This window comes from Hyphomonas sp., assembly GCF_046313735.1.
Taxonomy (GTDB): domain Bacteria; phylum Pseudomonadota; class Alphaproteobacteria; order Caulobacterales; family Hyphomonadaceae; genus Hyphomonas.
Map to the genome: position 1 here is coordinate 62568 of NZ_JBKBXW010000018.1, position 10097 is coordinate 72664.

At 65.6% G+C, this 10097-nt stretch carries 13 protein-coding genes; 9 read left to right on the plus strand and 4 right to left on the minus strand.

Annotation, left to right across the window (positions count from 1 at the left end; genetic code table 11):
• Positions 1-44: 44 nt before the first annotated feature.
• The 6 genes from ACK4SV_RS10350 to ACK4SV_RS10375 all read left to right on the plus strand — a co-directional run bounded on the left by ACK4SV_RS10350 (position 45) and on the right by ACK4SV_RS10375 (position 4851).
• Complete coding sequence (locus ACK4SV_RS10350; RefSeq protein ID WP_409917750.1) at positions 45-242, plus strand: type II toxin-antitoxin system VapB family antitoxin; 198 nt, start codon at positions 45-47, stop codon at positions 240-242.
• On the plus strand, positions 239-634 hold the full coding sequence (locus ACK4SV_RS10355; RefSeq protein ID WP_409917751.1) for a PIN domain nuclease: 396 nt from the start codon (positions 239-241) through the stop codon (positions 632-634). Before ACK4SV_RS10350 ends, ACK4SV_RS10355 begins: the two co-directional genes overlap by 4 nt.
• On the plus strand, positions 634-1758 hold the full coding sequence (gene proB / locus ACK4SV_RS10360) for a glutamate 5-kinase (protein WP_409917762.1): 1125 nt from the start codon (positions 634-636) through the stop codon (positions 1756-1758). The genes ACK4SV_RS10355 and proB overlap by 1 nt, the downstream gene beginning before the upstream one ends.
• A complete protein-coding gene (locus tag ACK4SV_RS10365) occupies positions 1755-2216 on the plus strand; it encodes a GNAT family N-acetyltransferase (protein WP_409917752.1) in 462 nt (153 codons plus the stop codon). Before proB ends, ACK4SV_RS10365 begins: the two co-directional genes overlap by 4 nt.
• Positions 2213-3682, plus strand: coding sequence for a RimK family protein (locus ACK4SV_RS10370; protein ID WP_409917753.1), 1470 nt, complete (start codon positions 2213-2215; stop codon positions 3680-3682). The genes ACK4SV_RS10365 and ACK4SV_RS10370 overlap by 4 nt, the downstream gene beginning before the upstream one ends.
• Positions 3683-3891: 209 nt before the next feature.
• Entirely contained in the window at positions 3892-4851 is a 960-nt protein-coding gene (locus ACK4SV_RS10375; protein WP_409917754.1) for a hypothetical protein, read from the plus strand.
• 3 nt (positions 4852-4854) lie between these two features.
• Here the strand turns inward: ACK4SV_RS10375 and apaG are convergent, their stop codons facing one another.
• Together apaG and metZ are read right to left on the minus strand one after the other, a co-directional pair.
• Positions 4855-5271 carry a Co2+/Mg2+ efflux protein ApaG gene (gene apaG / locus ACK4SV_RS10380; protein ID WP_409917755.1) on the minus strand — a complete coding sequence of 139 codons (417 nt, stop codon included), beginning with the start codon at positions 5269-5271 and terminating at the stop codon, positions 4855-4857.
• Between the two features lie 25 nt (positions 5272-5296).
• Positions 5297-6496 (minus strand): O-succinylhomoserine sulfhydrylase, encoded by a 1200-nt coding sequence (gene metZ / locus ACK4SV_RS10385; protein WP_409917756.1) that lies wholly within the window; start codon positions 6494-6496, stop codon positions 5297-5299.
• Between the two features lie 61 nt (positions 6497-6557).
• On the opposite strand from metZ, the gene ACK4SV_RS10390 reads away from it, so the two are divergent.
• From ACK4SV_RS10390 to ACK4SV_RS10400, 3 genes are all read left to right on the plus strand, one after another.
• A complete protein-coding gene (locus tag ACK4SV_RS10390) occupies positions 6558-7574 on the plus strand; it encodes a 2'-deoxycytidine 5'-triphosphate deaminase (protein WP_409917763.1) in 1017 nt (338 codons plus the stop codon).
• Between the two features lie 145 nt (positions 7575-7719).
• A complete protein-coding gene (locus ACK4SV_RS10395) occupies positions 7720-8037 on the plus strand; it encodes a hypothetical protein (RefSeq protein ID WP_409917757.1) in 318 nt (105 codons plus the stop codon).
• A gap of 1 nt (position 8038) precedes the next feature.
• Positions 8039-8755: a hypothetical protein gene (locus ACK4SV_RS10400; RefSeq protein ID WP_409917758.1), complete on the plus strand. Its 717-nt coding sequence runs from the start codon at positions 8039-8041 to the stop codon at positions 8753-8755.
• Here ACK4SV_RS10400 and ACK4SV_RS10405 read toward each other — a convergent pair.
• Together ACK4SV_RS10405 and ACK4SV_RS10410 are read right to left on the minus strand one after the other, a co-directional pair.
• Positions 8737-9489 (minus strand): YdiY family protein, encoded by a 753-nt coding sequence (locus ACK4SV_RS10405; RefSeq protein WP_409917759.1) that lies wholly within the window; start codon positions 9487-9489, stop codon positions 8737-8739. The genes ACK4SV_RS10400 and ACK4SV_RS10405 overlap by 19 nt on opposite strands.
• A 65-nt stretch (positions 9490-9554) precedes the next feature.
• A partial coding sequence (locus ACK4SV_RS10410; RefSeq protein ID WP_409917760.1) for a peptidase occupies positions 9555-10097 on the minus strand: 543 nt, incomplete at its 5' end.

The following is a 10097-nucleotide window of genomic DNA, read 5'->3' on the forward strand; positions in this document are numbered from 1 at the left end:
GCAATGTGTATGATCGCGCCAGTTCATACACATCGGGTACGCTCATGCGCACGAATATAGACATCGACGACGAGCTCATCGCGAAAGTGATGAAGGATGGCGGCTTCGCCACCAAGAAGGAAGCCGTCCACGCCGCGCTGGAGGCCTTGGCGCGGCAGCAGGCGCAGCGGGAGAAGCTGCTCGACCTTCGCGGCAAGCTGCAATGGGAAGGCGATCTTGAGGCCATGCGGCTCGACAAATGATCGTCGTCGACTCCTCGGTCTGGATCGACTTCTTCCGCAACACGCCCACGCCGCAGGTGGAGCGCGTTTCGCAGCTCATCGGCACCGGGGACATCGTCATCGGCGACCTGATCCTGACGGAAGTGCTGCAGGGCTTCCGCAGTGACCTGGACTTCCGGCGGGCGCGGGACGCCCTCCTGACCCTTGAATACCGGGACATGGCTGGCCGGGAGATCGCCCTCGCCGCCGCGCAGAACTACCGGCTGCTGCGCGCACGCGGCGTCACGGTCCGGAAAACGATTGACGTGGTCATCGCAACATTCTGTATCGCGAGCGGAATGAGCCTCCTCCACGATGACCGGGATTTCGACGCCATGCGCGACCATCTGGGCCTTGCCTCTCTCGAGGTCTGATAACAGCCATGACCGCTGACACTCTCGCGCGCGCCCGGCGCATTGTCGTGAAGACCGGCTCGGCCCTGATCGCGGAGGCGGGCGCCCCGCGCCGCGAATGGCTGGCTGCGCTCGCTGCTGACATCGCCTCGCTCCGCGCGCGCGGCAAGGAGGTGATCCTTGTCTCTTCCGGCGCCGTCGCGCTCGGCCGGGCAGCGCTGGGCGCGCCCTATCAGGGCCGGCTTGAACAGAAGCAGGCCGCTGCCGCGATCGGCCAGCCGCGCCTGATGGCTGCCCTCGGCGAGGCGCTCGCCCCGCATGGCATTGCCTGCGGCCAGGCGCTGCTCACCCCCGGCGACACGGAAAACCGCCGCCGCTGGCTGAACGCCCGCTCGACGCTGGAGACCCTGCTCGAGGCCGGCATCGTGCCGGTGATCAACGAGAACGACACCGTCGCCACCGACGAGATCCGCTATGGCGACAATGACCGCCTCGCCGCGCGCGTTGCGCAGATGATGGCCGCCGATGTGCTGGTCCTGCTCTCCGACATCGACGGGCTCTACACCGCCGACCCGCGCACGAACCCCGGCGCCACCCACATTCCTTTCCTCGAAGCGCTGACCCCGGAACATGACGCGATGGCCACCGGCGCGAATGCCGCGGCCGGGGTCGGCTCCGGCGGCATGGCGACCAAGCTCGCTGCCGCGCGCATCGCCCATGCTGCCGGCTGCTCCACGCTCATCACGCTCGGCAACCGCGACCGCCCCCTCGGCGCCATCGAGGCCGGCGAGCGGGCGACGCTCATCGCCTCGCGCATCACCCCGGCCAAGGCCCGCGCGGCCTGGCTTGAAGGGCATTTGAAGCCTGAGGGCGAGATCACCATTGATGCCGGCGCCGAGAAGGCGCTGCTCGGCGGAGCGAGCCTGCTGGCGGTCGGCGTGCGCAGTGTGGCGGGCCAGTTCGAGCGCGGCGCCGCCGTCGCCGTGCGCGGGCCAGGCGGGCAGGTCATCGCCAAGGGCGTCACGGCCTATGGCGCCGAAGACATCCGCCGCATCGCCGGGCGCCGTACGGAAGAGGCCGAAGCCATCCTCGGCTATAAGGGCCGCCCGGCCATCATCCACCGGGACGATATGGTGCGGATGTGATCCGCGCCGCCACACCGGCAGACATTCCGGCCCTTGTCGCGCTGGAGGCAGACTTTCCCGCCGAAGACCGGTTCGACCGGCGTACCTGGGCCCGGCTGCTGCGCGGGCAGGCGTCCGTCCTCGTTGAAGCGGATGAGGCAGGCACCCTGCAGGCCGCTGCCGCCATTCTCTACCGGCAGGGCACCGGCATCGCACGGCTCTACTCGATCACCGTCGCCGCCGAGGCACGTGGCAAGGGCCTCGCCCGCAAGCTGCTGGCTGCCTGTGAGGCCGACGCACTCTGCCGGGGCGCCCGGGCCATGCGGCTGGAAGTGCGTGCCTCGAATTCTTCAGCGCTCCGCCTTTACGAGCAGGCCGGATATCGCGTATTTGCCACCTCCGAGTCCTACTACCCGGACGGAGAAGCGGCGCGCAGGATGGAGAAGGTTCTCATCGCGCCCTCAGATGGAGCCCCATGACCGATTGGGTCGTGCTTGTGGAATCCGCAAGCGACATTTCTCAGGCCGAGACCCCGCACAAGGTGCTGCGGATTGCCGACTATATTTCGAAGCCTGCGCTGTTTGCCGGCCGGCGGCCTTACATCCTGAACCTTGCCCGTTCCTATGGCTACCAGTCGGAAGGCTATTATGCCTCGCTGCTGGCTGAGGCGCGCGGCCACCGGATCAGTCCCAGCGTTCAGACGATGGTCGAGCTCTCCAAGAAGAGCCTCTACAACCACGCCCTGCCTGATCTGGGCGAAACCCTGCAGGAAGCCCTCGCGAAGGGCGCGCCGAAGGTGGAGACGCTGTTCGTCGCCTTCTCCCGCTCCGAGACGCCGGGCTATGAAGTGCTGGCACGCGAGGCGATGGACTGGTTCCGCACCCCGGCGCTGGAGATCGAATTCGACGCCGAGGCCCCGCACGGCATCGGCCGCATCCGCGCGCTGCCGCCCCACCGGCTGAAAGACCAGCGCCGCGCCTTTTTCCTGGAGGCGATGGAAACCTATACCCGCGGCCGGGTGCGCAATGAAAAGACGCGCGCCCCCGCCAAATGGGCGCTTGCTGTCCTCGTCGATCCGAACGAGAAGACCGCCCCCTCCAAGCCCTCCTCCATCAAGCGCCTTGCAGATGTCGCCGAGAAGATGGGCGTTGAAGTCGAGGTCATCGATCCGACCGACCTGCCCTCCCTGGCCGAGTTCGACGCCCTGTTCATCCGCGCGACGACCTCGATCGACAATTTCACTTACCGCTTCGCCCGCCGGGCCGAGCAGGAAGGCATGCCGGTCATCGATGACACTCATTCGATGATCCGTTGTACGAACAAGGTCTATCTCAAGGAAATCCTCGAAAAGGCCGGCCTTCCCATTCCCCGCACGGAAATCCTCGACGCCAAGACAGACCTGGCGGCCGTGTTCCAGCGCCTTGGCAGCCCGGTGATCCTGAAGACGCCGGATGGCAGCTTTGGCATCAACATGGTCAAGGCCCAGACGCTGGACGAGCTGAAGACCGGCGCCAAGAAGATGTTCGAGGACACCGCGCTGATCATCGCGCAGGAGTTCCGCCCGACGAAGTTCGACTGGCGCATCGGCGTGCTGAACGGCGAGCCGCTCTATGCCTGCCAGTACCGGATGGCGCGCGGCCACTGGCAGACCGTGAAATATGGCGAAGGCGGCAAGACCACCGAGGGCGGCTTCACGACAATGCCGGTCGAGGACGCCCCGCCCGAGGTCGTCAGCGCCGCCGTGCGCGCCGCCAGCCTGATCGGCGAAGGGCTCTACGGGGTGGACCTGAAAGAGACCGAACAGGGCGTCATCATCATCGAGATCAATGACAACCCCTCGATCGACACCGATGTCGAGGGCGCCATCCTCAAGGATGAGCTCTGGAGGCGCATCATTTCCTGGTTCTCGACCCGGCTTGAACGCCGCATGGGCCGCGCCGGTTAACCCTGCCGCGCGAAGCCGCCCCGGCAGGCTCGCCTGCGAGGATTGGCCCGGTTCTTGCCTGCTTTCTGGCACACCCCCGGTTGCCGGAGATAAAGTCCATGTTTTTCAGGCAGATAGCCCTTTTCGCGCTGCCCCTTCTTGCGATCACAGGTTGCGCCAGCTCCTCCTCGGGATACGGCTGCAACTGTGATCCGTCAGCGAATATAGAAATGATGCTGGTCAATCCTCCGAAGGGCTGGCGCCCCTTTTCGGACGACAGCCCGTGGAACACGCCGATTCCGGAAGGCGCAGCCATCGACCGGAACTCCGATGTCCTCGTCGAGAGTCTCGCCCTTGATGGCGGGCTCTATGTGAACATCCCGGAATGGACGGTCAGCGTCCGGTTCTTCGATTCCTCGCGGGCCCCACGCAAGCCGGTACGCCCGCTCTATGCGGGCCGTTACGGGCCGGGCTTCGAGCCGGACAAGCGCGTGCCGCTGCCGGACGGCGCCGTGCCTGACGACGATAGCGGCGCAACCTCCTATTACGTGACCCTCGTTGACCCCTACCGGAACAAGGCATGGGACATCCGCCAGGGCGGCCAGACCGCGCGCGGCGACTGGTATGCCGGTTTCGGCGCCGAAATCGACTTGTCGGGCAGAGGGGTCGCCGTGCCCTGGATGCAGGCCCCGCGCGCAGACCTCTCCGGCGGCGCCCGCCCCTCGGGCATTCCGCTCAGCGCCGGGCTGATCCGCCGCGACCATGTCAAGGCAGGCCACATTCCCCACGCGCTCGCCTTTGCCTATCGCGGCGCCCGCCCCGGCTGGTTCATTCCTCCGGCGAGCACCGCGCTGGAAGGCTCGCCGGACCGGGCGGGCCGCCAGTTCGGCCTGCCGATGGGGGCCCGGATCCAGCTCGACCCGGACTATGACATCGATAACACCAGGCTCTCCGACGCCGGCAAGGTCATCGCCCGCGCGCTGCAGGAATATGGCGCGATCCTCGTCGATGAAGCAGGCGCCACCGTGCTCTTTGCCGAAGGCGGCCCCGAACATGCGCCCGAATGGGAAGGCGTGCTTGATCCTGGTGAGCTTCAGTTCTTCTTCACGCCGGATTTCATGCGGGAGCATTTCCGCGTGCTCGAGATGGAAGAGCGGATGCCCGGCCAGGTGCTTCCCCGCGCGAGCTGAAACTCAGCTCGGCCGGGACCGGTCATAAGGGCTGTCGAGCGAGAAGGCGGGAATACGCGCGACCAGTTCCTCGCCCGCCTCGTCCACCAGGTCATAGGTTCCCGACATCATGCCTGAGGGCGTCGCGAGCGGCGCGCCCGAGGTATAGCTGAACCGCTGGCCGGGCCCGAGCGTCGGCGTCTGGCCGACCACCCCTTCACCATCCACCGCCTGCATCCGCCCGGCCGAGTCCACGATCCGCCAGTGTCGGCGGATGATCGTCCAGACCCGGTCGCTCTCATTCTCGACTTCGACCGTATACGACCAGAAAAACCGCGCCCGCGAAGGCTCGGACTCGTCATGCATGAATTTCGGCCGCACGCGGATGCGCACGCCTTCGGTGATGGCCTCATATTGCGGAGGAGCGGGACGCCTTGCCATGGCTCAAGCCTGCTCCGTCAGGGGTTCACGAAGCATTAAGCGCAGACAGGAGGTCAGCTTCCAGGTCATCGGCATCCTCAAGCCCGACCGACAGACGCACCCAGCTGCGGTCGAGCCCCATGGCCGCCTGCTCGGCGTCCGACAGCGCCCGATGCGTCGTCGTCGACGGATGGCAGGCCAGCGATTTGGTGTCTCCAAGATTATTGCAGATATCGATGATTTGCAGGCCATTGAGGAAGCGGAAAGCCGCATCCTGACCACCTTTTAATGAGAGCGCGAGCAGTGTGCCGCCCATCGTCATCTGCTTGCGGTGGATCTCGTAATGCGGATGGTCCTTGCGGTGGGGATAGCGCACCGCTGCCACAGCCGGATGGGCGGCGAGCGCATCGGCAAGGCGCGCGGCCGAGCGGCTCTGCGCCTCGACGCGCAGCTGCATCGTCTCCAGCCCCTTCAGCACGACCCAGGCGTTAAACGGCGAAGCCGCCGGGCCCATATGGCGCAGCCAGGGATCATAGACCTCGCTCATCCGCTTTTCGTCGGTCAGGATCGCGCCGCACAGGACGCGCCCCTGCCCGTCCATATGCTTGGTGGCCGAATAGGCGACCACATCGGCGCCCATCTCCAGCGGGCGCTGGAGCACCGGCGTTGCGAACACATTGTCGACCACCAGCAGCGCGCCTGCTTCCCGGCAGAGCTTTGCCACCGCCGCGATGTCCACCCCGTCCAGCAGCGGGTTCGCCGGGCTCTCGATCAGCACCAGCTGGCAGCCCTTGCCGATCTCGCGCTTCCATTCCTCGAGGTTTGCGCCATCGACGAACACCGCCTCGATCCCGAACTTCGGCATCTGGTTGGCGATGATCCAGCGGCAGGAGCCGAAGAGGGCCGTGGCCGCAACCACCCGGTCGCCGGCTTTCAGCGGCGCGAGGATGGCCGAGGAGATCGCGCCCATGCCGGAGCCCGTCACCCGGCAGGCTTCGGCGCCTTCGATCATGCACAGCCGGTCCTGCAGCATCGCGGCTGTGGGGCTGCCATAGCGGGAATAGACAAAGCCCGGCTCCTCGCCTGCCATGCGGCGCATGGCCTGCTCGGCGGTTGCGTAGGCATAGCCCGAGGTCAGGTAGATCGCCTCGGAAATCTCGCCATGCGGCGAGCGTATCTGGCCGCCGCGCACGGCCTTCGTAGCTGGCTTCCAGCCTTTATCGTCCTTGCCGGATGCATCCGCCATGGCACTGGTCCTTGTGTTTCCCGAACCGGGTCTTATGCCTGTGACCGATGGGGTGCAAGTGATGGCCGAAGACGCAGGCGTTCTGCCGGATTTCGAGATCGAGGCGCTCCATGCGGGCGGCGCGGTACGCTGCGAGGCGCCGCCCGAGCCGGGACAGGTCCAGCCCGCCAGTCTCGACCTGCGCCTCGCCCTCGACGCCTACCGCCTGCGCGCGAGTTTCCTGCCCGGCAAGGACCGCACGGTCGCCGAGATGCTGCAGGAGCCCGGCATCCATCTCCACCGCATCGACCTGACGCAGGAAGGCGCAGTGCTGGAGACCGGCTGCGTCTATCTCGTGCCCCTGCAGGAATCGCTGCGCCTGCCCGCCGGGATCGCCGCGCGGGCCAATCCCAAAAGCTCCACCGGCCGGATCGATGTGTTCACGCGCCTCGTCACCAATCGCGGCCGCGCTTTCGACGAGGTGGCGACCGGCTATTCCGGCCCGCTCTATCTTGAAGTCTCGCCGCGCACATTCCCGATCAAGGTGCGCCCCGGCGACCGGCTCGCCCAGATCCGCTTCAAGCGCCGGAGGCCCGAAACCCTGCGCGAGAAGACCGTCTCCATCGACCTTCAGCCCCCGCCCGGCCAGCCCGCCGGCTTCCGGGCGAAGCCCCATTCCGGAGTCATCGACCTGCGGGGCATCGGCGCGCACGAGACCAGCCAGTTCTGGGAGCCGGTCTTTCCCCGCGATGGCCGCATCGTGCTCAATCCGGAGGAGTTCTATATCCTCGTCAGCCGCGAGACCGTGCGCGTCAGCCCCTCCGAGGCCGCCGAAATGGCCCCCATCGCGCCCGAGCTTGGCGAGTTCCGCGCGCATTATGCCGGCTTCTTCGATCCGGGCTTCGGCACCAATACCGGCGGCAGCCGCGCCGTGCTCGAAGTGCGCTCGCGTGATGTACCGTTCATCCTCGAGCACGGCCAACCAGTCGCCAAGCTCGTCTATGAAGCAATGACTGCCCGCCCGCGCAGCCTGTATGGCAGCCCGGGCTCGAATTATCAGGGTCAGGGTCTTAAACTTTCAAAACATTTCGGGCCGTAGCGCCGGAACCTTTCGGGGATTTAAGCGTTCTGACCTTGACCCGCCTGCGGGATCGGTAACCTTTTATGCGGCGCTGCCCGGCGTAAATGGGCGTCGCTGTGTCAACCAGGCCCGACAGGTCAACACCAACCAGAGAGATACAGCCATGAAACTTCTTGCCCCTGCCGCAATCGCTCTCAGCCTTGCGCTCGCTTCCGCGGCCGTCCCCGCGGCAGCTATTGCCGAGACGGCCTCGCCCTTCCGCAGCGCCGAGGCGCAGGCCTTCACCCAGGCGGACCTGCAGCGCTACGGCCTGACCGCAGAAGAAGCGGCCCTTGTCGAGGCCTATCAGGCGGAAGGATATGAAATCCAGATCCTGACGCCTGAAGAAGCCGAAGCCTACCAGGCCGGTATCTCGACCCGCAATTTCCTCGCGATTGTCGGTCTCGTCGCAATCGTGGTCGTCGTCGCCTCTGCCCTCTGACATGCAATCGCAGGCGCTGATGGCGGCGCTGTCGCTGACCCTCGGCGCCTGCGCTTCTACCCCGATGACCAGCCCGGCCGAGTTCGCCGGGCGTACCGGCCATAACAGTTTCGAACTTGTCCGTCCGGGCGTGACTGTGGCGGACACGCTGCTCCTGCCAGTCTCCCACGACCAGCAGGAGGACCCCATCGCCTGCGGCGCCCACGCGCTCGCCAGCATCATCAATTACTGGCAGGGCGAGGGAACGATCCGCGGCGCGGACATCCTCGCCGCGCATCCTCCCGCTGATGCCGTCGCCGGCTATTCAATGGGCGAGCTGTTGCGCCTTGCGGGCACTTACGGGCTCATCGCCAGCGCCGTGCGCCTTCCTGAAGATGCCATCATTGCCGAGCTGGAAGCCGGCCGGCCCGTGCTCGTGCCGGTGCGTGTGCCAGCCATCTTCGTGCAGGACTGGCAGCTGCCTGGCGCGAATGTCCCGGTGCTCGGCCTGCCGGCGGCCGTCGTGCGCTCCCGCGCCGCCTGGCTGTCGGAGCAGACCGGGCAAAACCTCGTCGATCACTATGTGATTGCCGCCGGCCATGAGCCGGGCAGTTTCGTCGTCATGGATCCCGTCTGGGGCCTGCGCACCATCCGCACAGCCCGCCTCGCGCGCTACCGGGAAGCATTCGGCAATGCCGCGATCGTCTTCAGCCCGCTGCCTCAGCCGCCGAAGGAATAGACCAGCGACATCCGCGTGGAGGTATCGGTCTCGGTAAAGCCCGATGGCGGGTCGGTATCGTGGCGCACTTCGACGCTGAAGCGCGCAGACAGGCTGCGGGTCAGGGATGCTGTCAGGCTCGTCTTGTTGCCGATCTGGGTCGACACATCCGCATAGATCAGGCTCGTATCATTCCGGACCCGGACATTCTCGCTGAAGATATGCGAGAAGCGCGACGCCGCGATGAATGACAGCGATTCGTCCGTCATCGATGGCACGATCACGGTCTCGCCCTGCTCATCCGTCGTCTGACGGGTTTTCACATCGTCGAGCTTGATGCCGGGTCCGCCCTCCAGCGACCATTTCGTCGCCTCCGTATCGAAGGCGAACCAGCCAAGCCCGCTGCCGAGGAAAGACCGGCTGTTGAAGCCGGAAAACTCATCCTGCTCATGCGTCACCCGGGCGAAGCCGAACAGATTGTCATTCAGTGTGCGGTCGAACTGGCCACTGATGGCGAAGCGGTTCTTGGTGCGGCTGCCATTCTTGGTGCCATAATCGGCAATGAATTCGCCGCTGTTGCGCCAGATCTGCGTTTCGCTGGTCATTTTCACGCCGAGGCCGAAATCGCTGGTCTCGGTATTGCCGGTATTGACGCCGGCGCTGAAGGAGCCTTCCCCGGTCCAGGCGCGCGTCTCAGCCAGCGCAGGCAGGGCGAACAGGCTGCCTGCAATCAATCCTGACAGCACAAATTTCATGGCCTCGCCCCCCTTTATCGTCCTGCAATTCCTGTCCGGCGGTTACCGCTTTGCCTTTATCGGTATCAGAACGTAAAGGGCGGCAGGGAATCAAATGCTTTTTTCAGCGCTTCGCCCCATCCGCTCGAAATCGTCCGGAAATACGGATCATCCGCCTCAATCCGCTTGCGCGGCCCGAGGGTAAGCGCATCCTTCTCGATGATCTGCAAATCCAGCGGCAGGCCGACCGACAAATTCGCCTTGATGGTGGAATCGAAGGACACCATCAGGAGCTTCACCGCCTCCTCCATCGACATCCCCGGATCATAGGCGCGCACTAGGATCGGCCGGCCATATTTCGTCTCGCCGATCTGGAAGAAGGGCGTGTCCTCGCTCGCCTCGATGAAATTGCCTTCCGGATAGATCAGGAACATCCGCGGTTCGATGCCGGCAATCTGCCCGGCGAGGATGAGCGTGGAGTTGAAAGTCGAGTCGGCTTTCTGGCCGGTCGCGGCATTTGACTGGATCACATCACGCAGGGTCTCGCCGACAAGCCGGGCGATCTGGAACATGGTCGGCAGCTCAAGGATCGACGGGCGCCGCTCCGAGGGCGCCTTGGTGCGCTCCTC